Raw genomic sequence first — 24,110 nt, 5'->3', positions numbered from 1 at the left:
GTTTTGCATGGAACATTCTACAATGATAAGAAAAGACCATTTGAAAGGAAGAGAAAAATGATCAGAGAAGCCACTGAAAAAGATTTAGTCGACATTTTGCATATTTATAATGACGCCATACTCCATACAACAGCTGTTTACTCCTATACCCCCCAAACACTTGAAAGCAGGGAAGCTTGGTTTGAACAAAAGAGAGCAGAAGGTTATCCAATAGTCGTATGTGAAGAAGACGATAAAGTAGTTGGTTTTGCGACATTCGGCCCTTTTAGAGCCTGGCCCGCCTATAAATATTCTATTGAACATTCTGTTTATGTAGATACACAGTACAGGAAAAAAGGAATTGGATCCTCTTTATTGAAGGAAATTATTGCAATTGCTAAAGAACAGGAGTATATGACCCTCATCGCTGGTATTGATGCAACGAATGAAAAAAGTATTGCGATGCATAAAAACTTTGGCTTTGTGTATTCAGGTACCATACAAAAAGCGGGTTTTAAATTCAACAAGTGGCTTGATTTAGCCTTTTATCAATTAGAACTGAATGGACCCAGCAATCCTACAGAGGAATAAATTCGAATTTGGATTAAAAAAGGAGACGAACTATCATGGTTCGTCTCCTTGTTGAAATTCAAATCTTCCGATGTTCCAGTTTTACATTCTTGATTTAATCATTAGATAAATTTCAGGCCAGCTTCACGCGCTGCCTCAAAACTTCTTTTAGCAAACTCAAATGGATCCATTCCAACGTTTTCCCAATGCATATACATTAACCTTGGCTCTTCAAACAGCCAATGGTTATGAAATGCAGTTACTTTCAGCCCTCTTTTTCGTAATGCATCAAGCATCGGATTAACTTCTCTTTCAAGAAGTACACTTTCACCTAGATTAAGACCATTTTTTTCAAAGGATAACATAAATGGCAATGCTAATGGTGAAAGAGTGCGACGACCTAAAATCGTTGCCCGAATATCTCGAAGATGCATAACTACACAAGGGTTTGATTGTACGACTTCACCACCGATAATATCTGCTAGTTTTTGGCAAGTAGACAAATTCAGCCCTCCTTTCTATCTTGTCTACTACAGCATATGAAGCTTGTTTAAGTTTTGCATAGGCAACGCTACTATAGATATTAATAAGTTCGGTTTTTAGGTGAAATACTCTCTAAAATAAAAGAAGAATCCGTATAAAAATATACAGATTCAATGATGTTCTTCATATGTTTGGTGGTATATCGCAAAAAAGGAGACGAACTTTTATAGTTCGTCTCCTTTAGTATTGGCTAATATAAATTAACCGATAGAACCTTCCATTTCGAATTTGATTAGACGGTTCATTTCAACCGCATATTCCATCGGAAGTTCTTTTGTGAATGGTTCGATGAAGCCCATTACGATCATTTCTGTTGCTTCTTGTTCAGAAACACCACGGCTCATCAAGTAGAATAATTGTTCTTCTGATACTTTTGATACTTTCGCTTCGTGTTCTAGAGCGATTTGATCATTCATCACTTCATTGTAAGGAATTGTATCTGAAGTTGATTCGTTGTCCATAATTAATGTATCACATTCGATATTGGCACGAGCATTTGTTGCGCGTTTACCGAATTTTACTTGTCCACGGTATGTTACGTTACCACCGTGTTTTGAGATGGATTTAGAAACAATTGTTGATGATGTGTTTGGTGCTAAGTGAATCATTTTAGCGCCTGTATCTTGGTTTTGGCCGCGTCCAGCAATCGCAATAGATAAAGTCATACCACGTGCGCCTTCGCCTTTTAGGATACATGCTGGGTATTTCATTGTAAGTTTAGAACCGATATTACCATCGATCCATTCCATTGTTGCATTTTCTTCACATGTTGCACGTTTTGTTACCAAGTTGTACACGTTGTTTGCCCAGTTTTGGATTGTTGTATAACGGCAGTATGCATCTTTTTTGATGAAGATTTCTACAACCGCACTGTGCAATGAACTTGTTGTATAAACAGGTGCTGTACATCCTTCTACATAGTGCACGCTTGCGCCTTCATCCACGATGATTAAAGTACGCTCGAATTGACCCATGTTTTCAGAGTTGATACGGAAATAAGCTTGAAGTGGTGTTTCAAGTTCAACGCCTTTTGGTACATAGATGAATGAACCACCTGACCATACAGCTGAATTCAATGCTGCAAACTTGTTGTCATTTGGCGGGATTGCTTTACCGAAGTATTCTTTGAAAAGATCTTCGTTTTCACGAAGAGCTGAGTCTGTATCTTTGAAGACAACGCCTAAATTTTCAAGCTCTTCTTTCATGTTGTGGTATACCACTTCTGATTCGTATTGTGCAGATACACCGGCAAGATATTTTTGCTCTGCTTCAGGGATACCTAGTTTATCAAATGTTGCTTTGATTTCAGCAGGTACTTCATCCCATGATTTCTGAGTTGCTTCAGATGGTTTTACGTAGTACGTAATTTCATCGAAGTTTAAACCGGATAAGTCGCCGCCCCATTGAGGCATTGGTTTTGAATAGAAAATGTCTAATGATTTCAAGCGGAAGTCAAGCATCCACTCTGGCTCATCTTTCATTTTTGAGATCTCTTTTACGATTTCAGGAGTTAGCCCACGTTCTGTACGGAAAATGGATACGTCTTTGTCATGGAAGCCGTACTCGTAATCGCCAATTTCAGGCATTTGTTTAGCCATTATTTCTCCTCCTCTTATTATCCCTAACTTGCACTGCAAGTTACTTTAGATGTAGTGTAAATGTTCCGCTTCAGACGACGCTTTCCACGGGCTTGACTTCAATCTCCTCATCACTACGTTCCTGCGGGGCTTTCAGTTCAAGCATTTTCCGTTGGAGTCGTCATCTTCCGCTTCCCAAATGGAATTATGATTCTAATTCTTTAATACCCTTTTCCATCGCTTTCCAAGAAAGTGTTGCGCATTTGATTCGAGCTGGGAATTGAGAGACACCGGATAGTGCTTCTACATCGCCAAGGTCCAATGATTCGTCATGCTCATGGCCAAGCATCATTTCAGAGAAGACATGTGCTAGTTCTACTGCTTCTTCCGTTGTTTTCCCGATGATAGTTTGAGTCATCATGGAAGCGGAAGACATTGAAATTGAACAGCCTTCTCCGTCAAATTTCGCATCTTTTACGATGTTATCTTCAACTTGTAGTGACAAATGGATACGGTCACCACATGTAGGGTTATTCATATCGATAGAAATGTTTGAGTCATCGATCACGCCTTTGTTGCGTGGCTTTTTATAGTGATCCATAATGACAGAACGATAAAGTTGATCAAGTTTATTCATTGACATCAGCAAAATACTCCTTTGCATTACGCAACCCTTCAACAAGTCGGTCAATATCCTCTTCATTATTATAAATATAGAAGCTTGCACGGGCTGTTGCTGCACAGGAGAGCCATCTCATCAATGGTTGTGCACAGTGATGGCCAGCACGTACTGCAATGCCTTCCATATCTAGCGCTGTCGCTAAATCATGTGGGTGTACGCCTTCTAGGTTGAATGTTATCAGCCCTGAACGTTTTGCAGGATCTGTTGGGCCATAAATTGAAATGCCCTCAATCTTTGCCATTTGTTCAAATGCATATTGAGTTAATCTACGTTCATGTTCCACGATTCTGTCCATGCCGATTTCTTCAAGGAAATCAATCGCAGCACCAAGTCCAATCGCACCGGCGATGTTTGGTGTGCCGCCTTCAAATTTCCAAGGAAGGTCTGCCCATGTAGATTCATACAAATCAACTGTGCTGATCATTTCGCCCCCGAAGGATATTGGCGTCATGTTTTCTAGGTGCTCTTTTTTACCATATAATACACCAATACCAGTTGGGCCGCACATTTTATGGCCGGAGAATGCTAGAAAATCACAATCTAAGTCTTGTACATCTGTTTTAAAATGAGGTACACCTTGTGCCCCATCTACCACCATAACTGCGCCATGTGAATGAGCAACAGCTGTGATTTCTTTGATCGGGTTGATTGTGCCCAGTACATTAGATGCTGAAGACATCGCAACGATTTTAGTACGATCTGTAATTGCTTCTTTGACTGTATCCATTGAAATGGTACCATCAGGATTCAACTCGACGTATTTAAGTGTTGCATTTTTTTCTTTAGCAAGCTGTTGCCAAGGAATCAAGTTGGAGTGGTGCTCCATGTAGGTGATGACAATTTCATCGCCCTCACCTACATTTTCGCGGCCATAACTTGCTGCAATCATATTTAAGCTTTCAGTAGTACCACGCGTAAAGATGATTTCTTCCGTTGACTTAGCATTGATAAATTTGCGGACTTTCTCGCGCGCTCCTTCATAGGAGTCTGTTGCACGATTGCCCAATGTATGAACGCCACGGTGGACGTTTGAGTTTTCGTATTCATAGTAGCGCTTCACAGCCTCAAGCACTTGAATAGGCTTTTGAGTTGTAGCAGCACTATCTAAATAGACTAGAGGATGACCATTTACTTCTTGGTTTAATACTGGAAAATAGCTTCGAATATCTTCATTAATCATTAGCGAACTTTCCTTTCAATGACCTCCGTCAATTGTTTTTTAACGCCTTCGATTGGCAATTTGTTAACGACAGGGGCTAAGAATCCATGAATTACTAAACGTTCTGCTTCTGTTTTTGAAATGCCTCGGCTCATTAGGTAGTACAACTGAACTGGGTCAACGCGGCCAACTGAAGCTGCGTGTCCAGCAGTTACATCATCTTCCTCAATCAATAGGATTGGATTAGCGTCGCCTCGAGCATCTTTGCTTAACATAAGAACGCGTGATTCTTGTTCTGCATCCGCTTTTGTTGCGCCATGCTCGATTTTGCCGATACCGTTAAAAATAGCGCGAGCCGCATCTTTCATTACAGCATGAGTCAAAATATAACCGTTAGATGCTTTGCCCCAATGTCTTACTTCTGTAGTAAAGTTTTGGCTTTGTTCGCCGCGACCTACAACCACTGATTTAGCATCTGCATGTGAACCATCACCTTTTAGGTATGTGATGTTTTCAGAAATCGTATCGCTGTCATTCATCAAGCCAAGTGCCCAATCAATTGTCGCGTCACGATGTAAAATGCCTCGGCGGTTCACGTAAGTTGTCAAACCTTTTGCAAGCACATCTACAGCGCCATACGTAACTTTTGCATTATCGTTTACGATTACTTCTGAGATAATGTTAGCTTGTCCTTTTGCTTCTTCCATAGTAGAAAGATAGTTTTCCACATAAGTGACAGAGCTGTTTGCTTCTGCTACAACCAATACATGGTTGAATAATGAAGCATCTTCATTGTCATGAAGGAAAATGGCTTGGATTGGTTCTTCTACTACCACATTCTTTGGTACATAGACAAACACACCACCATTAACTAAAGCTGCGTGCAAAGATGTCAGTTTGTGCTGATTCACTTCTACGCCTTCAGTCATGAAGTACTTTTGTACAAGCTCGCTATGTTCGCGTGCTGCTGTATGGATATCTGTAAGAATAACGCCTTGAGCTGCTAGATCTTCTGATAATTGCAAGAAAGCTGGCGTGTTATTGCGTTGAATATAAATGTTTTGTTGACCTTCAATGTCTACGATTGCCTTTACTTCTGCTGGCAAATCTTCCAAAGAAGCAAATGGAGCGCTCTCCACTAAAAGTGATGGGAATTCAGTGAAGTTCCATTTTTCGATATTTGTTTTATCTGGTTTTGCCATTGGCAAGTTCTCTACATCCGCTAGTGCACGTTCACGAAGCTCAGTCAACCAGCTAGGTTCGCTTTGGGCTTCAGAGAAAGAGCGTACATCTTCGGCGGTTACTGTTAATTTTGTTTCAACCGTCATGTTGGCTCATCCTCCCTCTTATGCTTCTTGTCCTGTAGTTTCTTCTTCGTCTTCGATTCCTAATTCTTGTTTAACCCAGTCATAGCCTTCAGCTTCTAGTCTTTGAGCTAACTCTTCGCCACCAGATTTAACTACGCGACCTTGCATCATTACGTGTACATGATCAGGTGTGATGTAGTTTAATAGGCGTTGATAGTGGGTAATCATTAAGCAACCAAAACCTTCGCCGCGCATTGCATTGATTCCTTTAGATACAACTTTTAATGCATCGATATCTAAACCAGAGTCGATTTCATCTAAGATACCGAATTTAGGTTTTAACATCATTAACTGAAGAATTTCATTACGTTTTTTCTCCCCGCCAGAGAATCCTTCATTTAAATAACGTTGACCCATTTCTTCAGGCATTTCTAGGTAGTCCATTTTTTCATCTAATTCGCGGATGAATTTCATAAGTGAAATTTCGTTGCCTTCGCCGCGTTTTGCGTTGATTGCAGAACGCATAAAGTCTGCGTTAGTAACACCGCTGATTTCTGAAGGATATTGCATTGCTAGGAATAGACCTGCTTTTGCGCGTTCGTCTACTTCCATAGCTAGTACATCTTCGCCATCTAAAGTAATAGAACCAGATGTTACTTCATATTTTGGATGGCCCATAATAGCAGAAGCTAACGTAGATTTACCTGTACCGTTTGGACCCATGATTGCATGTACTTCGTTTGTATTGAGTGATAAATTAACACCCTTTAAAATCTCTTTGCCTTCAATTTCGACGTGAAGATCTTTAATGACTAAAGTTGACATTGTATTACCCCCATTTATTTTCAATGAAATGTTTGCTGTCATTTCTAATTTAATATCATTCTAATTTTATCTCAAAAAAAAGCCCTTTGCAAATCATTTGAAAATGTTTCTCATCCTAATCAAAGATAGTTGGTATACATTATTTCAAAACATTTTGGGCTCACTATCTATCAGCTTAAATGAAAATCAAATGATTTTCAATAGAAGGATTCTAATTGAGAATTGATTTCACTATGAAAACTGTGTTAACCCCTTTACTATTCTAGTTTCATCCACATCTCCTCTCCCATTCTGACACGCATTTCTTTTAAAACAATCAAAATAAGATCTTTCGCTTTCATAGAATCACCTCGCCCTATTCTACCCAGATTCATGATTCACTATTAAGGCAATGTGTTCTTTTTTTATGGGAAACTGGCTTTCCATTTTAAAAAACATCCAAAACATATATAATTCAATTAGAATTAATCGAAAAATTAGATAGAAAGGAGTGAGTGTCGGTTTGGAATTACGCCAATTACGATATTTTGTCGCTGTAGCAGAAAGAGAGCATATTTCGATTGCTGCTGAAAGACTGCAAGTGGCACAATCAGCAGTCAGCAGGCAAATCGCCAATTTAGAGGATGAACTAGGTGTTAAACTATTTGAACGCATTGGTCGAAATGTGAAGCTTACGCCTATAGGCAAAGTATTTTATGAACACACACTGGAATCATTGAAAGCCATCGACTTTGCACAAAAACAGATTGAAGAATACTTGAACCCTGAAGAAGGAACGATTAAAATCGGCTTCCCTACAAGCCTGGCTAGTTTTTTGCTGCCCACCATCATATCAGCCTTCAAGAAAGAACATCCGACGGTTTCCTTTCAATTACGCCAAGGGTCTTATCGCTATCTGATCCAGGCTGTAAAGGATCGTGAATTAAACTTAGCTTTCTTAGGGCCTGTTCCAGCAAATGAAGAATCGATTGATACAAAAATACTTTTTACTGAAAACATCGCTGCTTTGGTCCCTGAAAACCATCGCCTGGCAAATAAAAAAGAAATCCAATTGGCCGACCTTCATAAAGATCCTTTTGTTGTGTTTCCGAGAGATTACATATTACATCAGGTTGCTGTAGAAGCTTGCAAATCCGTCGGGTTTACTCCACATATCACAACGATGGGTGAAGATTTAGATGCTTTAAAGGGCTTGGTTGCCGCAGGAATCGGCGTAAGCCTACTACCGGAAAGTGCATTTTACGATGCTACACCTCGTCGTACAGCTAAGTTGACGCTCACCAATCCTCCATTCACACGAAATGTTGGGGTTATCTATCCACGCAATCGTGACCTGGCCCCTTCTGAAAAAATCTTTTTAGACTTTGTATGCCAACTATTCTCACGGCTGTCGCAATTTAAATTATAAAAAAGGTGTAAGCATTAAATGCTTACACCTTTTTGTTTTATTTAGAAACCGGTACAACTGACCCTTTCCATTCTTTCGTAATGAAGTCTTGGATTTCTTTTGAATGAAGGGCATCTACTAGTTTTTTCACTGCTTTGTTGTCTTTATTTTTCTTCTTCACTGCTACTACGTTTACATATGGTGAATCAGAGCTTTCAATAGCAATAGCATCTTTTGTTGGGACTAAACCAGCATCAATGGCGAAATTAGAGTTGATGACAACTGCATCGCCTTCCCCGTTTTTGTACATTTGCACTAACATTTCAGGTGCAGTGCCGCCATCGATTTTTAAGTGTTTCGGATTTTCATCAATATCTTTAATGACTGCTTTAGTAGGATCTACACCTTTTTTAAGCGTAATCAACTTGTTTGCTTGAAGCAATTGAAGTGTACGACCTTGGTCAGTCACAGAGTTGGAGATTAGAATAGTCGCTCCATCTGGCAACTTATCAAGTGATTTATATTTTTGTGAATAGACGCCGATTGGTTCGATGTGAATCTTGCCGGCAATCGCAAAATCATAGTTATTGTCTTTCATTTGTTCTTCAAGATACGGAATGTGCTGGAAGTAGTTGGCATCAATTTCATCGGAATCTAAATCTTTGTTTGGTAATACATAGTCTTGATATTTTTCAATCTTCAAATCAATGCCTTCTTTTTTAAGAATAGGCTTCGCTTTTTCCAAAATGATAGCATGTGGTGTATTAGATGCACCCACTACCAATTCTTTGTCTGATCCTGCTTTGTCTTTGTTTCCGCATGCTGCTAGGCTAAGTGCCAACGATGCGGTAAGAATTCCTGCTACAAGTTTCTTCATTTTTCATAACTCCCTTTCGTTTTATGTGAACGTCTGAACGGTTCAACCAAATTATCGTTTATCAAGCCTTGCTGTAATAAAGTCACCCACTATTTGGATAACAAACACGATGACTAATATAAACACAGTGGCAACAAATACGACGTCGGTACGGCTACGCTGGAATCCATCTAAAAAGGCTAAGTCGCCTAGGCCTCCTGCTCCAATGATGCCCGCCATTGCTGTATAGCCGACTAATGCTACAGCTGTCACTGTAATGCCAGAGATTAAAGCTGGCCATGATTCTGGGATTAAGACTTTCCAAATCAATGTGCTTGTTTTAGCGCCCATAGATCTGACTGCCTCGATCACCCCTTTATCAATCTCCCGGAAAGAAATCAATACTAGTCTCGCGTAGAAAGGTGCAGCGCCGATAATTAATGCCGGCAATGCTGCGTTCGCTCCTCGAATCGTTCCCAATAGCATGTTAGTAAATGGGATAAGGAGGATGACCAGGATAATAAATGGAATAGAGCGGAAAATATTCACGACTGATCCTGTCAGCCAATTGACTAGCTTATTTGCCCATAATTGATTGGGACTGCTCAAAAATAGGATAATCCCTAATAAAAGTCCAATGACAAAGGTGAACACAGTTGAGACTACTGTCATATAAATAGTTTCCTGTGTTGCTTCCCACATTGCTAGCCAATCCACATTTGGAAATAACTTAGTTAGCATGTTGGATCACCTCCGATTTAACATCTTCCCCATCTAAGTATTGAATGGCTCTATTTATATTTTCTTCATTGCCCGCAATGCGAACGATCAGTGTGCCGTATGGGCCGCTTTTGGTAGCGGAAATATTTCCGTGCACAATATTTACATCCACATCGAATGTGCGAATCAAATGCGAAATCACTGGCTGCTCAGCTTTCTTGCCGACAAATGTCAGCTGAATTAATTGGCTGTTTGGATCATCCAGCATTTGCGAAATCGATTCTTTATGTTCTGCTGATTCTGTTACCTGAGAAACGAATTTTTTTGTAATTTCTGCTTTTGGTGATTGGAACACCTCTAGAACATTGCCTTGCTCAACGATTTGCCCAGCCTCCATCACTGCCACTCGATGACAGATTTTGCGGATAACATGCATTTCGTGTGTGATAAGCACAACTGTAATACCCAGCTTTTCATTAATGTCTAAAAGCAAATCTAGGATAGCATCTGTTGTTTCCGGATCGAGCGCTGAGGTTGCTTCGTCACAAAGCAACACTTCTGGATTATTGGCTAATGCTCTTGCAATACCTACGCGCTGTTTTTGCCCACCTGACAATTGGGATGGATAGGCTTTCTCTCTTCCCTTTAAGCCAACCATTTCAACTAATTCGCTTACTCGCTTTTGGCTTGCCTCTTTTCCAACGCCCGCTATTTCAAGAGGAAAGGCGATATTTTCTTCCACAGTCCGCGACCATAGCAGGTTGAAATGCTGGAATATCATGCTGATCTTCTGTCTTGCCTGTCTCAGCTCTTTTCCCTTAATGGTGGATATATCGTACCCGCTCACTTGTACGGTGCCTGAAGTCGGTTTTTCCAACCCGTTTAACAAACGAATCATTGTACTCTTACCAGCACCGCTGTAACCGATAATTCCAAATATTTCACCTTTTCTGATCGTCAAATTGGCATCTTGGACAGCTGTAAGGGATCCACTTGCTGTTTTATATTTTTTTAGTACATTCTTTAAGAGAATCATAGCCAAACCCCTTTCATCAAAAAAAATAAGGCCTTTCTGTTAAAGATAAACAGAAAGGCCTTACGTATTGTATTTATACGAAAACCGTTCTCTCATCTTCCAAAGTTTACACTTTGCGTGAATTGGCACCATATCACAAACTGTGACGGTTGCCGGGCTTCATAGGGCACTTCCCTCCACCTCTCTTAATAAGAGCAACGCAATATTTAATTAGGTTATGCTAGTTACTTTACCATGCTGAATTTTGTTCGTCAATCCTTTTTTTGAAACTTTTCAAACAAATATGACACAGACTGAAAAGCGTATATTTTGTCATGCACTTCGCCATCTTCAGCGATTAACAGGCAAGGAACACTTTCCACCTGATATTCATATGCCAGTTCTTCAGCATAATTCAAATTGATTTTACCCATTGGGATTTGTGGGAATGTTTGTTGGATGACCTCCATCATTTTAGAGGCAACCATGCATGTACCACACATGGGCGTATAGAGATAAAAAGCGCACAATTGGCCGCTTTTTTTCGTGTTTTCCCATTCTTCAATTGACCATTCTTGCATCGATTGGATCATCCCTATTCTATAAAATAAGCAGGGTCAATTTCGAAATCTGCTGCTAACAAGACCCTTGCCAAATATTTTCTTGGAGTCGTTTCTACCTGTCTATATAAGGAGAGTGTACGCAAATGATATGCCTCTGGATACTCTTTTTTCATCAGTGCCCGCAAGCGGTCGCCTGAGTAATCTTCATCGAATAATGTGTATAAATCGTATTGTTCGTAAGGGGTTAGCAACTCTTCTAGCTTGCTTGCGCTAATCGTTCCATTGGTGCATATAATTGGAATGCTTTCTGTCAATAGAGGTGCTATTTGAAGCTTATCCTGCCTTCCCTCTACTATAAGCACTTTATCAGGCAATGCCCGCACCTCCTCATTGGATAGTCAGACGATACTCTCATTTGATATAAAAAGCGCCAACACAGAATAGTGAGGCGCTTGAATAAGATTATTCTTCGATTAATTCGCCGTATTGTTCAGCAGATAATAGCGCATCGATTTGAGATGAATCTGAAGGTTCTACAACAACCATCCATGCTTTTTCATATGGTGATTCGTTAACGAATTCAGGGCTGTCTTCTAACTCTCCATTGATTTCAACTACTTTACCTGAGATTGGCGCGTATAATTCTGAAACTGTTTTAACAGATTCAACACTACCGAATGGTTCGTCTGCTACGATTTCGTCGCCTACTTCTGGAAGTTCTACGAATACGATATCGCCAAGTTCAGATTGTGCGAACTCTGTAATGCCGATGCGTACTTTACCGTCTTCTGTTTTCACCCATTCATGCTCTTCTGAATAACGCAAACTTGCTGGAATATTACTCATTTCTACCCCTCCAAATATGTATTTATATTCATATTAATTTTGACATAATCCTTATCTAAAAACAAGCAATTCTATAAGCTACTTCCATGTATTTTCAAAATCTTCTTCTTTAAAACCTAAGGTGATTTTTTGACCATCTGTAACGATAGGTCTCTTTAGAAGCATACCGTCTGACGCAAGCAATGCAAGCTGATCTTCCTCGCTCATATCCTTTAGACGATCTTTCAGCTCAAGTTCACGATATTTCTTCCCAGAGGTGTTAAAGAACTTTTTCAGCGGCAAGCCACTAAGCTTCCAAAACGATTTAATTTCTTCCGCAGAAGGCGTACTTTCAACAATGTGACGCTCCGTAAATGGAATATTGTGATTCAGCAGCCAAGCTTTCGCTTTTTTGCAGGTTGTACAGTTAGGATATTGTATTAAATTGATTGGCATAAACATTCCTTCTTTCCTCTACAAATACTCCTACTATTGTAGAGCGACACTTATTTATACGCAAGGAATCCGGCCACATGATTAGTATGACCGGATTTCAAAGGTTTATTTACTTACGATTAGACTGTATATTTTTCAGCTGAGATTAATTTAACAGATGCATGGCGTTTTTTAGAAATCAGGTTGTAAGGTGTATAGCGAGTCAATTTGCGCAATGCAGATAATAGCATGCGTGATTCATCACCTTCCACTGATGCCAAAATAGTTTCTTTTGCTTCTTTTTCAATTTCAGCAAATGCTTCTTGGCAGAAGATTTCTGTATACAAAACTTTTTGTGCCGCTTTATCAAACCCATCACGGTTAAGCGCTTTTTCAGAACGTAATACAACAGATTCCATTGCAAATAGCTGGTTCGCGATATTGGCAATATTCACAAGGACTTCTTGTTCTTGCTCTAATTTTGCACCAAAGCGTTGTACTGCTGTACCTGCAGCCAATAGTGCAATCTTCTTCGCCATTTTTACAAGGTGTTTTTCTTGTGCTAATGGCTCATCACCGATTTCTTCTGGCATCATTGACAACAATTCAGCTTGCAGGCTTTGTGCTTGTTGCAATAAAGGTAGTTCGCCTTTCATTGCTTTTTTCACAAATGTGCCTGGTACAATCAATCTGTTAATCTCATTCGTACCTTCAAAGATACGGTTGATACGTGAGTCACGGTAGATGCGTTCTACTTCGTATTCTTGCATATAACCATAACCTCCATGCAATTGTACAGCTTCATCCGCGATATAATCTAATGTTTCAGAACCAAATACTTTATTGATTGAACATTCGATTGCATATTCTGCGATTGCTGCAGCTACTTTTTTGCCGTCTTTTTGTTCTTCGGGGCTTAAGTGGCTCATGCGTTCTTCAAAGTAACCAACTGTACGGTAAATTAGCGATTCTGATGCATACAATCTTGAAGCCATTGTCGATAATTTTTCTTTTGTTAAGTTAAAGGAAGAGATTGGTGTGCCGAATTGTTGGCGTTGATTTAAAGCATTATAAGGATTTCGCCCATTACTTGAACTATGTGTATATTATTAATGATGAAAAACAGCTCATTGGCGTTATCTCCTACCGTGATCTCCTTTTAGCGCAGCCAGACGAATGTATTGCAGATGTGATGGAGACATCCATCGCCAAGGTGCTTGATACAACAACTCAAGCGGAGGTTGCTAGAATGATCGGCCGCTATGATTTCGTCTCACTGCCAGTGGTAAATGAGGACAATATATTAGTAGGCATCATTCGTGCAGATGAAGTGTTTGATATTGTAGTGAGTGAAGCTAATCGAGATATTGAAATGCTGTTTGCTTCTGGGAAAGAAATTGACTTTCGCACGAAACCATTTGTCGCTACTTACCGACGACTTCCATGGCTCATATTGCTATTATTCATTGGTTTAGTTTCAGGAAGTATCATTTCTCGTTTCGAAGCAACACTTGAAGCAGTTGTAGCTCTCGCTTTTTTCATGCCACTTATCGCGGGCATGACGGGCAATACGGGGACACAGTCGCTCGCCGTAGTAGTTCGCGGACTTGCTTCTGAGGATATAACATTTAGGGCCGCATTAAAGCTTATTCTCCGAGAATTAATTGTTGGGGTGAGCCTTGGCATTATTTGCGGAGTAGTCATATCTGTCATCGCGTTTATTTGGCAAGGAAGTATGATCCTTGGACTTGTTGTCGGCTCCTCACTCTTATGTACTTTAATCATCGGCACAATAGCGGGTACAGTAATTCCACTTATCTTGAATAAATTTAAGGTAGATCCCGCAGTGGCATCAGGACCTCTGATTACGACAATCAACGATATCTTGTCGCTGCTTATTTATTTTGGCATTGCTACAATGTTTCTTTCCAAGTTAACGTAAAAATAGGCTGTCATTCGTTTAGTAAGCCTCCAGCGTTTATCACTTTGCTATAACGGGAATTTAGCCATCAGGAGGTGTTTTATATGCCATGGACCAAAAAGGATTATCCCGCTTCCATGAAAAATTTAGAAACAGATGTCCGAAACAAAGCGATTGAGATCGCCAATGCCCTGCTGGATGAAGGTTATGAAGAAGGACGTGCGATTGCCATTGCAACTGCAAAAGCACATGAATATGTGGAAGGAAGCAGCAATGAGCGCCCTCGCTTCGAAGCAAAGCCCAGCGACCATGATTGGGTCTTGAAAAAATCAGACAGTGCGCATGCCATTTTTACAGAAAGCTCCAAAGAAGATTTGCTTGCTAAAGGGAAGCCTTATGTAAATAAACATGACGGTATACTTGATGTCTATTATGCTGATGGGAAACTTGAACATACGTTATACGAATAAGACTAGCCGCCTTTATTTAAGATAATGGCGGCTTTTTTTATTGAAGGAAAACCCTGCACCTCACGCAATTCTTTTGCGAAACAGGTAATTACCTGTATACGAGCATTTTGTGATAACATACTAGATATAAATGAGACTTTTCCTTTTGGCTTACTCAAATGGCAAAGAGTTTATATAATAAAGACTATGAGGTGTAAATAATGCAACCAATTACAACAGCAGAACAATTTAACGAAATCATTTCATCCGCTCAACCCGTTGTGGTGAAATTCTTTGCAGGCTGGTGCCCAGATTGCACACGCATGAATATGTTTATTGATCCAATAATCTCAGACTACAACCAATATACATGGTATGAAATCAATCGTGATGATTTCCCTGAGCTTGCTGAAAAATATCAAGTAATGGGCATTCCAAGCCTATTGATTTTCAAAGACGGCGAAAAATTAGCTCACTTGCACTCAGCAAATGCAAAAACGCCAACTGATGTAATGGCATTCTTAGACGCACAACAAGCTTAAGACACAAAAAAGGCCTACTTCTAACAGTAGGCCTTTTTTTCAATCGTTCTCTAATTATTTTAATGGAGGTAAAAAAATGCGAATACAGTTGCCCCTAGTTGGCCAATCACAATATGCACCATCCATCCTTGAGAAGTACCGGAACTCCGCATACGGACCTACTACCGTATTTGTGATTCTTCGCTACCTTTCACTTCAAGAAGAACAAAAAAGCATCAACGAACTCTACCAATTGCTAGGATGCACACCGATTGGCTTGTTCTCCCATCGCTTGACCCGAAACTTACGGAAGTTGCTGAGCCCATCCTATGACGTGCGCAAATGTAGTGTTGATGATGCTTTAAATGAAATAAATGAAGGACGTCCTGTAATTCTGAAATTTGATCGCTACTTTACCCTTCATTTTTATACGAAGGGCGATTTTGATTATCATTATGTGCCAATGATAGGTTTTGAAAAGAAAAGGGATGATTTAATTTTAATCATCCATGATAATGGCAGCCCTCATCGTGATAGCCAAATCCGTGAGATCTCTTATCATAAGAACCACGCTATTCTTCGTTTCTTTAAGCTAATTCCACTAAAACATGAGGGAGCGAGCATGACGGGAAATGAGTGAGTACCCTTCCATTGTAAGCTGCTCTAATTTTGAGTGATCCCAGATCGGCAGTTCACAATCATCAAGTGTTCCCTCAATCGGTACATTTTTATTAATTCGTGCTAGTTGTAGCGATAGTTTTAGTATTTCTTCATGTTCCTGAATTTTCGAGCGTTGCGCTGGTTTCAAGTCATCAATTGACGCTAATACACCATCAACAGAACCGTATGTTTGAATCAGCTTCAATGCAGTTTTTGGACCAATTCCTTTCACACCTGGATACCCATCGCTCGTATCTCCCATGAATGCTTTAACATCCGCAAAAAGTGGTGGATCAATAGCATACTCTTCCATAAATCGTTCTTCATTATAAATGTTATATTCTGTATAGCCCTTTTTAGTTAATGCAATAGTAGTAGAAGGATTCAATAATTGAAGTAAATCCTTATCCCCGCTTATGACTGTGATTCTCGCTTTGTCGCTCCATTGGTCGATAATCGACCCTATCGTATCATCCGCTTCCATGCCGACAATACCGAAGTTTTGCCAACCGATCATCTCGGATACATCCTTTGCCATATCAAACTGCGGCTTAAGTTCATCCGGAGGAGCTGGGCGATTCGCTTTATATCCATCAAACAATTCATTACGGAATGTATGAACCCCCATGTCCCAGCAAACAGCAATATGTGTTGGCCGCATAATTGACTGTGCACTTAGCACATGCCTAGCAAATCCTTGGACACCATTAGTCGGCGTGCCATCACTTTTTCTAAAAAATTGATGCATGGGTGCTGTCGCAAAGAACGAACGAAACAATAGCGCCATTCCATCAATGAGCAATAAATGTGGTTGCTTATCCAAAATAAAAATCTCCATTCTAAATACAAGTATACTATGATTATAACAAAAATCGTTTTGAACGTTTGTCTTTTAGTCCCCCGATAATCAGAGCGAACACAACTATTCTATTGAGGAAATAACAGCATAACAAGGATTTTGGAAATATTTGTAGAATAAAGATAGAAAGAAAGTAGAGTTGATAATTACAGTTTTTGGGGGAGCTTTATGTTTAATAGTTTTAGGGCAATTTGGTTAAGTAGTGCGACCTCTGAATTAGGAGGAGCTTTTTTTACTTTTTGTAATTCAATTTTAATTTATAATTTGACAGGCTCTGCGAGTGCATTAGGTTTAGTATGGCTTATCTATTATGTACCATCGTTTTTTATGCAATTATTTATTGGTCCCTATATTGACAGATGGAGCAGAAAAAACACAATGATAAGATGCCAAGGTATTCGTGCAATATTGGTACTATTATTAGTCATACTACTCTTTTCAAATGCATTAAGTACCATTGTCATTTATATTATTCAAATTATTTTTGGTTTAATAATGCCTATATTTACGCCTGCTAATCAAGCTATTTTACCGACAATTATAAAGAAGGATAAATTAGCAAAAGCAAATGCTTCATTAGATAGTATCCGTCAAATCATGGCTGTTATGGGACCTATTTTGGCAGGTATTTTTGTAGATTTATTTAAGATACATTGGATATTAATGATTGTTGCCATAGCATTTATTTTTAGTTCAATCACCCTTGTCTTTGTAAAAGAACCCAAAATAAATGGTAACGAACGTAGACAATGGATAGCGGAATTTAAAGAAGGCTTTCAAACCTACATTTCGAATTCTTTAATTGTTTGGTTAGGCGTTTTCTTTGGCTTTGTTCAATTTGGCGTTGGCGTAACAATCGTCACAACTCTTCCATATATTACGACAATCTTAAATCAACCTTATTCTGCATATGGGATATTTATGGCTGGCTTTCCTATTGGATATACAGTTGGGGCACTGTTGACTTCCAAAATAAAAATAATTAATGAAATTGCGATTCTGTTCGGAGCTTTGTTTATTGGTGGATGTACATATGTAAGTTTAGCATTTACTCCTTGGTACTCTTTAGCTTTAGTTACAGAATGTATAGCGGGAATTGTAATAGCTATATTTAACATATATAATATTACGCTTATCCAACAAGTTATCCCCAATCATTTAATGGGCAAAGTAACTTCTATTCGCTTGTTAATTATGCGATCAATGCTTCCTACAGGTATTTTGATTGCTACGATTGGGGTAAATTTTGTATCTATTCGAAACTTGTATTTAATGATAGGCCTTATTATATGTATGACATCAACATGTGGGTTTTTTATTTTAAAAGTAAAAAGAAAAATCATTAGGATTTAACCTAATTAATTTGAAGAGCATAAATTGTTTATAAACAATTTACGCTCTCGTTGGTTTATCTAAATTGTTAATAACACTACTACCCTTTATTTTTTAAACCTATTTCCCGTATTAGCGTAAATGAGCATAAATGCTACAACACCAATGAATAAAACGATTCCTACGGTGAATAGCCAATCTGATGCATACACCTCGCTGAGAAGCCAGAACAACATACAGAATGATAATACAAACATCATTTTCCCCATAAACTTGCAAAGTGCAACCGTATCGTAATTTTCTTTTTCTTCAGGTGACATTGTATTGAAGCCTGCAATCAAAGAGGAACCTTTGCCATTGATGAATATAATACCGATCCCTATGAATAATGCGATGACAATTATCATTACAATCATATTTATCCCTCACTTTAAAAGTAAGCTTTTATTACCTTTAAAACCTTTTATTATTATTGAGAAACAAGCATAAGTTAATTTCCATCAGCTTTTTTACGTCTTCTAATACTAATTATTATGTATACGATAAGGAATAGAACAATGTAAGAAGTTAAAATAATGCCTATCCCCATCCAGATACCATCTTCAAAGAGCATTGTAAACCCATCCCAGGGCGGAATCAGTCTGAAAACTAACTTAATAATAATTAACCCTAAAGCTATACTTAAAGCATCCTTAATATTCTTCATTGCTACACCGCCTTGCTGTACCGCCATAAAACTAAGAAACTTTCTGTACACATCAATTCATTAATTCACTTTATTAATACAATTTGTACAAAAAATCATACTTTCTTTTTTTAAATAAGATTTAATTTCGACCATAATCGAATGCTTCGGAGCTTTCATCTTCGCGTAAATTTCTTCTCCATCACGAACTTCTCGGTTGCAAATAGAGCAATATAGCGTACGTTTAAACATTTACAAAACCTCCTCATTCAGGATATTTCTTCATTTGTCATCGCTATGTAATTTATTATTTTTCATTTTCTATATTATTGCACTTTAACCAAAGGACAATTGGATATAATTAGTTTCTTCTACCATACTTTTACTCTATCCTACATACTTTTGATGGATAACGTCAAGATTATCACTCAATATAGGTGATATTTCAATTCAATTGGGTATTTCAATAAACATAAACAAAGAGACGGCTTGCATAACACATATGCAAAATCGTCTCTTCTCTAAAACTAACACCTTATATTATTGTACAGTAATACGTCCCAAATAACTCGCAACACTTTCAATGTCTACGCTGAAGTTACGGTCTCTATTAAAACTAGACACAACATTTCGCACGTCTTGCCATTTGCCACCCAATTTTGGTGACATCATTTCAACGCCTCTATATTCAACTGCTTGCGCTGCACAGATGGCTTCGATTGCTAGTACGCGACGGCTGTTTTGAATAATTTGGTATGCGTGTCTTGATCCAATTGTTCCCATACTTACATGATCTTCTTGGTTGCCTGATGATGGAATAGAGTCCACTGAAGCCGGATGTGCCAATGTTTTATTTTCAGAAACAAGGCTGGCTGCTGCATATTGCATAATCATCGCACCTGATTGCATACCTGGCTGTGGGCTTAAGAAAGGTGGTAAACCATCATTTAGATGCGGATTTACAAGTCTTTCGATTCTTCTTTCTGATACATTCGCTAATTCAGCAATGCCTATTTTCAAGAAATCCATCGCAAACGCAACTGGTTGTCCATGGAAGTTACCACCTGAGATAACTGTTTCTCCATCATCAAAGATAAGCGGGTTATCTGTCGCTGCATTCATTTCAATTTCTAATTTTTCTTTAACATAGTTTAGTACTTGCCAGCTTGCACCATGGATCTGCGGGATGCAGCGTAGTGAATATGCATCTTGTACGCGCATTTCACCTTGCACGGTTGTTAGCTTGCTGTCTTTTAACCACTCTAGCATTCTTTCTGCTACTTCGATCTGCTCTTTATAGCCTCTTGCTTCATGGATCGCTGGATGGAAAGCATCAGTAATACCGCGCAAAGCTTCGACAGTCATAGCAGCAATCCACTCTGCATCGTAAGCAAGCTTTTCTGCCTCAATATAACCGACTACCCCTTGAGCTGTCATTGCTTGCGTACCATTGATTAACGCCAAGCCTTCTTTTGCTTCTAGCTCTATTGGCAATAGAAGCTCATCGCGCCATACTTCTGCAGACGGCACATGTCTTCCGCTTTGGAATACTAGGCCTTCTCCTACTAGCACAAGCGCAAGGTGTGACAATGGCGCCAAATCGCCAGATGCCCCAAGAGAACCTTGCTGTGGGATGACTGGGTGGATGCGATGGTTAACCATGTAAGCTAAGCGCTCTAGTACTTCTAAACGAATACCTGAGAACCCTTTTAATAATGCGTTCAATCGAAGCACGACCATAGCACGCGATACTACTTCGCTGAATGGTTCACCAACACCACATGCATGCGAACGGATTAAGTGAAGCTGTAAAAGTCTCGTATCCTCTTCTGCTATACTCACATCGCTGAACTTACCAAACCCTGTGTTAATGCCATAAACCGTTTTATTTTGTTGTACAATTTGATCTACAGCCGTTCTACTTTTGATTACGGCTTCTCGAGCAGATTCAGCGATTTCAACGCCTTCATTCTCAAAAAGAATAGCTTTCATTTGTTCAATTGTTAATTGGCTGCCGTTTAATACTACCATTGCTCCTTGCTCCCTTCATGTCTACCTCTGATGATCTATGAATCTTGTATCAGCCAATGAGAATTGCTTTAAAACTGCAAAGTGTTGCGAGATTATAGCAGTGATTCTAGGTCTGATTCAGAATCAGAGGAGATGCTCTACATCTCCTCCTGAAATAATTATCCTACTACCTGTATGCCTTTTTTCCATACTTGTTCTACGTGGTTTACACCAAATAGGTATTGTAATTTTTGATAATTTTCTACGTCCCAAAGTACGATATCCGCTTGTTTGCCTACTTCAATCGAACCGACTTTATCTTCCATGCCAATAGCGCAGGCTGCGTTATAAGTAGCAGCACAAAGACTTTCTGCAGGCGTCATGCGCATTGATATACAAGCTAGGTTCATGACTAAAGGCATTGAAGTCGTTGGAGAAGAGCCTGGATTACAATCTGTTGAAATGGCCACAGGCACTCCACGGTCTACCATTACTCTGCCACGAGCGGCTTCTTCTCGTAAATAAAGAGCTGTTGCAGGTAGCAAGCATGCGATGACTCCTGCTTCAGCCATCTTTTCGATTCCTTCGTCAGATGCTTTTAACAAGTGTTCTGCTGAAATTGCGCCCACTTCTGCTGCCAATTCAGCGCCACCATATGGTTTAATTTCATCTGCATGAATTTTCGGAGTAAGTCCAAGCTCCTTGCCAGCTTCTAAGATTCTTTTTGATTGTTCTGGTGTAAATACATCTACTTCACAGAACACATCGTTGAATACAGCCAACTTTTCCTCCGCTACTTTTGGTAGCATCATTTCAATGATGAGGTTGACATACTCTTCCTCTTTGCCCTTATATTCTGCCGGGACTGCGTGTGCACCCATGAATGTAGGAACCAAGTCGATAGCATGATGCTCTTGCAAATATTTCATAACGCGCAATTGCTTCATTTCTGTTTCTAAATCCAGGCCATAGCCGCTTTTCCCTTCGACTGTTGTGACACCGTGCGCTAGGAATGAATCAAGACGTTTTGAAGTTTGCTCAATCAATTCTTCTTCACTTGCTTCTCTTGTCATTCTTGTTGTGGCATGAATACCGCCGCCAGCATTCATAATATCCATGTACGTAGCGCCTTCTAAACGCATTTCAAATTCACGTTCACGGCTGCCGCCAAATGCCACATGTGTATGCGGGTCCACAAGTCCTGGTGTAATAAGGTGTCCTGTTGCATCTACAATCTCTGCTTCTTGTGCTCTAGATTCATAGAATTCTTTCAATTCTGATGTCGTACCGACTGCTTGAATAACTCCATCTTCAAGCCATACGGAGCCATCTTCTATCAAGCCCAACTCAGACATATCCCCTTTAGTCCGTGGTCCGACATGCTCCGGCAAATGCATCGTCACTAGCTGTGCTGCGTGTTGAATCCAAACTGCTTTAGACATTTAAACCCTTCCTATTCATCATTGGTATTTTGATATTTTTTTCTTTCGCTGTTTTTTCTGCTAATTCATAGCCAGCATCCACATGTCTTACAACACCCATACCCGGGTCTGTTGTTAATACACGTTGGATACGTTCTTCAGCTTCTTTTGTTCCATCTGCTACGATTACCATGCCCGCATGCAATGAATAGCCCATGCCGACACCGCCGCCATGATGGACAGATACCCAAGTCGCACCGCCAACGGCATTGATTAGTGCATTTAGAATTGGCCAGTCTGCTACCACATCAGAGCCGTCTTTCATTGCTTCTGTTTCGCGGTTCGGTGAAGCAACAGATCCAGAGTCTAAATGATCGCGGCCAATAACGATTGGCGCTGAGATTTCTCCTGATGCCACCATATCATTGATAATGCGACCAAATTTCGCGCGGTCTCCGTATCCTAACCAGCAGATACGTGATGGTAGGCCTTGGAATTCGATTTTTTCGCGTGCCATACGAATCCAATTGCACAAATGCTCGTTATCGCTGAATTCACGTAATAAGACTTCATCTAATTTGTAAATATCTTCTGGGTCTCCTGATAAGGCAGCCCAGCGGAATGGCCCTTTTCCTTCGCAGAACTGCGGACGGATATACGCCGGTACAAAGCCTGGGAAGTCGAATGCTCTTTCAAATCCTTCATCAAAAGCAACCTGACGAATGTTGTTACCATAGTCAAATGTGATAGAACCAAGGTCCATCATGTTAACCATAGCTTCTACATGTTTTTTCATTGAGTCTTTTGACTTCTTCACGTATTCATCTGGATTTTCTTTACGCAATTTACTTGCTTCTTCCTGTGTATAGCCTACAGGTGTATAGCCATTTAATGGGTCATGCGCAGAAGTTTGGTCTGTTAACACGTCCGGTTTGAAGCCGCGTGCAATCATTTCTGGCAGAATTTCAGCAGCATTTCCTAGCAAACCAATTGAAAGCGCTTTACCTTCTGCTTTTGCTTTTTCAGCCATTTCAATAGCTTCATCTAATGTTTTGACTTTCACATCTGTGTAACGTGTTTCGATACGACGGTCAATTCTTGTTTCGTCGACATCAATTGCGATACATACCCCGCCATTCATTGTGACTGCAAGTGGTTGTGCTCCACCCATTCCGCCAAGGCCTGCTGTTACTGTAATCGTATGTGCAAGCGAGCCGTTGAAGTGTTGTTTTGCCAGCTCTGCGAATGTTTCGTATGTGCCTTGTACAATTCCTTGTGAGCCGATGTAAATCCAGCTTCCCGCAGTCATTTGGCCATACATCATCAAGCCTTTTTTGTCTAGCTCGTGGAATGTTTCCCAGTTCGCATAAGCTGGCACGATGTTTGAATTGGCGATTAAAACGCGCGGTGCATTTTCGTGTGATTTGAAAATGGCTACTGGCTTGCCTGATTGTACAAGTAGTGTTTCATCGTTTTCTAGTTCTTTCAGTGATTTGACGATAGCGTCGAATGCTTCCCAGTTACGAGCGGCTTTCCCAATGCCCCCGTAGACAACTAGCTCGTCTGGATGCTCTGCTACTTCATGATCTAGGTTGTTCATGAGCATGCGAAGTGCTGCTTCTTGTAGCCATCCTTTTGTATGTAGTTCTTTCCCTCTGTAACGAATTACTTTTTCATCTGATATTCCCATAACAGTACCCCCTTTGTATTGTTAACCCTATCATTACACAAATTTTCTGCTTTTTCTATGGAAATAGGCAAAATTTGTCGCATGCTAGCAGACTGCTTTTTTAATGTGTTAAAGGGGTG

The 24,110-nt window shown here is 39.8% G+C and carries 25 protein-coding genes, 3 pseudogenes and 1 riboswitch; of the genes and pseudogenes, 7 read left to right on the top strand and 21 right to left on the bottom strand.

Translation table 11 applies throughout. The features are described from left to right. Window positions 1–57 precede the first annotated feature (57 nt). Window positions 58–570, top strand: coding sequence for a GNAT family N-acetyltransferase (locus RST01_RS09950; RefSeq protein ID WP_147196396.1), 513 nt, complete (start codon window positions 58–60; stop codon window positions 568–570). A 101-nt stretch (window positions 571–671) separates the two neighbouring features. On the opposite strand, the gene RST01_RS09945 is transcribed toward RST01_RS09950, so the two are convergent. The 6 genes from RST01_RS09945 to sufC form a co-directional block, all read right to left on the bottom strand. Then, window positions 672–1,052, bottom strand: a complete 381-nt coding sequence (locus RST01_RS09945; protein WP_147196393.1) for a DUF1259 domain-containing protein — start codon at window positions 1,050–1,052, stop codon at window positions 672–674. Between the two features lie 240 nt (window positions 1,053–1,292). After that, window positions 1,293–2,690, bottom strand: coding sequence for a Fe-S cluster assembly protein SufB (sufB, locus tag RST01_RS09940; RefSeq protein ID WP_147196391.1), 1,398 nt, complete (start codon window positions 2,688–2,690; stop codon window positions 1,293–1,295). 184 nt (window positions 2,691–2,874) lie between these two features. Then, window positions 2,875–3,312, bottom strand: coding sequence for a Fe-S cluster assembly sulfur transfer protein SufU (gene sufU / locus RST01_RS09935; RefSeq protein WP_173668481.1), 438 nt, complete (start codon window positions 3,310–3,312; stop codon window positions 2,875–2,877). Further along, complete coding sequence (locus RST01_RS09930; protein ID WP_147196389.1) at window positions 3,299–4,531, bottom strand: aminotransferase class V-fold PLP-dependent enzyme; 1,233 nt, start codon at window positions 4,529–4,531, stop codon at window positions 3,299–3,301. The genes sufU and RST01_RS09930 overlap by 14 nt, the downstream gene beginning before the upstream one ends. Further along, a complete protein-coding gene (gene sufD, locus RST01_RS09925; RefSeq protein WP_147196387.1) occupies window positions 4,531–5,838 on the bottom strand; it encodes a Fe-S cluster assembly protein SufD in 1,308 nt (435 codons plus the stop codon). Before sufD ends, RST01_RS09930 begins: the two co-directional genes overlap by 1 nt. Before the next feature lie 18 nt (window positions 5,839–5,856). Then, window positions 5,857–6,642, bottom strand: a complete 786-nt coding sequence (gene sufC, locus RST01_RS09920; protein ID WP_147196385.1) for a Fe-S cluster assembly ATPase SufC — start codon at window positions 6,640–6,642, stop codon at window positions 5,857–5,859. 502 nt (window positions 6,643–7,144) lie between these two features. Between sufC and gltC the strand changes: the two genes are divergently transcribed. Continuing rightward, window positions 7,145–8,050 carry a glutamate biosynthesis transcriptional regulator GltC gene (gene gltC / locus RST01_RS09915; RefSeq protein WP_147196383.1) on the top strand — a complete coding sequence of 302 codons (906 nt, stop codon included), beginning with the start codon at window positions 7,145–7,147 and terminating at the stop codon, window positions 8,048–8,050. A gap of 37 nt (window positions 8,051–8,087) precedes the next feature. On the opposite strand, the gene RST01_RS09910 is transcribed toward gltC, so the two are convergent. From RST01_RS09910 to RST01_RS09875, 8 genes and pseudogenes are all read right to left on the bottom strand, one after another. Beyond that, the gene (locus tag RST01_RS09910) at window positions 8,088–8,906 is read right to left on the bottom strand and encodes a MetQ/NlpA family ABC transporter substrate-binding protein (protein ID WP_147196381.1); all 819 of its coding nucleotides are present in this window, start codon (window positions 8,904–8,906) and stop codon (window positions 8,088–8,090) included. 51 nt (window positions 8,907–8,957) lie between these two features. Then, complete coding sequence (locus RST01_RS09905; protein WP_147196379.1) at window positions 8,958–9,626, bottom strand: methionine ABC transporter permease; 669 nt, start codon at window positions 9,624–9,626, stop codon at window positions 8,958–8,960. Continuing rightward, window positions 9,616–10,641, bottom strand: coding sequence for a methionine ABC transporter ATP-binding protein (locus RST01_RS09900; RefSeq protein ID WP_147196377.1), 1,026 nt, complete (start codon window positions 10,639–10,641; stop codon window positions 9,616–9,618). The genes RST01_RS09905 and RST01_RS09900 overlap by 11 nt, the downstream gene beginning before the upstream one ends. A gap of 89 nt (window positions 10,642–10,730) precedes the next feature. Beyond that, a riboswitch (SAM riboswitch) is annotated at window positions 10,731–10,836 on the bottom strand. A gap of 56 nt (window positions 10,837–10,892) precedes the next feature. Further along, complete coding sequence (locus RST01_RS09895; protein ID WP_147196375.1) at window positions 10,893–11,201, bottom strand: thioredoxin family protein; 309 nt, start codon at window positions 11,199–11,201, stop codon at window positions 10,893–10,895. Window positions 11,202–11,215: 14 nt separating this feature from the next. After that, entirely contained in the window at window positions 11,216–11,557 is a 342-nt protein-coding gene (locus tag RST01_RS09890; protein ID WP_066789282.1) for a toprim domain-containing protein, read from the bottom strand. A gap of 88 nt (window positions 11,558–11,645) precedes the next feature. After that, entirely contained in the window at window positions 11,646–12,029 is a 384-nt protein-coding gene (gene gcvH / locus RST01_RS09885; protein WP_066789285.1) for a glycine cleavage system protein GcvH, read from the bottom strand. 78 nt (window positions 12,030–12,107) lie between these two features. Then, complete coding sequence (locus RST01_RS09880) at window positions 12,108–12,464, bottom strand: arsenate reductase family protein (RefSeq protein WP_066789288.1); 357 nt, start codon at window positions 12,462–12,464, stop codon at window positions 12,108–12,110. A 119-nt stretch (window positions 12,465–12,583) separates the two neighbouring features. Continuing rightward, a pseudogene (locus tag RST01_RS09875) lies at window positions 12,584–13,504 on the bottom strand (acyl-CoA dehydrogenase family protein); the annotation flags it as partial. On the opposite strand from RST01_RS09875, the pseudogene mgtE reads away from it, so the two are divergent. The 4 genes and pseudogenes from mgtE to RST01_RS09855 form a co-directional block, all read left to right on the top strand. Continuing rightward, window positions 13,498–14,385, top strand: a pseudogene (mgtE, locus tag RST01_RS09870) (magnesium transporter); the annotation flags it as partial. The pseudogenes RST01_RS09875 and mgtE overlap by 7 nt on opposite strands. An 83-nt stretch (window positions 14,386–14,468) precedes the next feature. Next, window positions 14,469–14,834, top strand: a complete 366-nt coding sequence (locus RST01_RS09865; RefSeq protein WP_147196373.1) for a DUF2188 domain-containing protein — start codon at window positions 14,469–14,471, stop codon at window positions 14,832–14,834. A 200-nt stretch (window positions 14,835–15,034) separates the two neighbouring features. Next, window positions 15,035–15,355 carry a thioredoxin family protein gene (locus RST01_RS09860; RefSeq protein WP_147196371.1) on the top strand — a complete coding sequence of 107 codons (321 nt, stop codon included), beginning with the start codon at window positions 15,035–15,037 and terminating at the stop codon, window positions 15,353–15,355. Between the two features lie 76 nt (window positions 15,356–15,431). Beyond that, window positions 15,432–15,974 carry a C39 family peptidase gene (locus RST01_RS09855; RefSeq protein ID WP_147196368.1) on the top strand — a complete coding sequence of 181 codons (543 nt, stop codon included), beginning with the start codon at window positions 15,432–15,434 and terminating at the stop codon, window positions 15,972–15,974. Here RST01_RS09855 and RST01_RS09850 read toward each other — a convergent pair. Further along, a complete protein-coding gene (locus tag RST01_RS09850) occupies window positions 15,936–16,832 on the bottom strand; it encodes a 5'-3' exonuclease (RefSeq protein WP_147196366.1) in 897 nt (298 codons plus the stop codon). The two genes, RST01_RS09855 and RST01_RS09850, sit on opposite strands and share 39 nt — an antisense overlap. Before the next feature lie 186 nt (window positions 16,833–17,018). Between RST01_RS09850 and RST01_RS09845 the strand changes: the two are divergent. Continuing rightward, window positions 17,019–18,206 (top strand): annotated as a pseudogene (locus RST01_RS09845) (MFS transporter); the annotation flags it as partial. Between the two features lie 86 nt (window positions 18,207–18,292). On the opposite strand, the gene RST01_RS09840 reads toward RST01_RS09845, so the two are convergent. The 6 genes from RST01_RS09840 to hutU all read right to left on the bottom strand — a co-directional run bounded on the left by RST01_RS09840 (window position 18,293) and on the right by hutU (window position 23,991). Next, window positions 18,293–18,601, bottom strand: a complete 309-nt coding sequence (locus tag RST01_RS09840; RefSeq protein ID WP_066789320.1) for a DUF3784 domain-containing protein — start codon at window positions 18,599–18,601, stop codon at window positions 18,293–18,295. 74 nt (window positions 18,602–18,675) lie between these two features. After that, the gene (locus tag RST01_RS09835) at window positions 18,676–18,891 is read right to left on the bottom strand and encodes a hypothetical protein (protein WP_066789322.1); all 216 of its coding nucleotides are present in this window, start codon (window positions 18,889–18,891) and stop codon (window positions 18,676–18,678) included. A gap of 60 nt (window positions 18,892–18,951) precedes the next feature. After that, window positions 18,952–19,122: a hypothetical protein gene (locus tag RST01_RS15995; protein WP_158512595.1), complete on the bottom strand. Its 171-nt coding sequence runs from the start codon at window positions 19,120–19,122 to the stop codon at window positions 18,952–18,954. Between the two features lie 288 nt (window positions 19,123–19,410). Next, complete coding sequence (hutH, locus tag RST01_RS09830) at window positions 19,411–20,901, bottom strand: histidine ammonia-lyase (protein WP_147196362.1); 1,491 nt, start codon at window positions 20,899–20,901, stop codon at window positions 19,411–19,413. Window positions 20,902–21,059: 158 nt separating this feature from the next. Further along, complete coding sequence (gene hutI / locus RST01_RS09825; RefSeq protein ID WP_147196360.1) at window positions 21,060–22,322, bottom strand: imidazolonepropionase; 1,263 nt, start codon at window positions 22,320–22,322, stop codon at window positions 21,060–21,062. Continuing rightward, the gene (hutU, locus tag RST01_RS09820) at window positions 22,315–23,991 is read right to left on the bottom strand and encodes a urocanate hydratase (protein ID WP_066789333.1); all 1,677 of its coding nucleotides are present in this window, start codon (window positions 23,989–23,991) and stop codon (window positions 22,315–22,317) included. The genes hutI and hutU overlap by 8 nt, the downstream gene beginning before the upstream one ends. Window positions 23,992–24,110 lie beyond the last annotated feature (119 nt).

Source organism: Rummeliibacillus stabekisii (assembly GCF_007988965.1).
GTDB classification, from domain to species: domain Bacteria; phylum Bacillota; class Bacilli; order Bacillales_A; family Planococcaceae; genus Rummeliibacillus; species Rummeliibacillus stabekisii.
The sequence above is the reverse complement of the archived record's forward strand: the minus strand, read 5'-3'. Positions and strand labels throughout refer to the sequence as shown.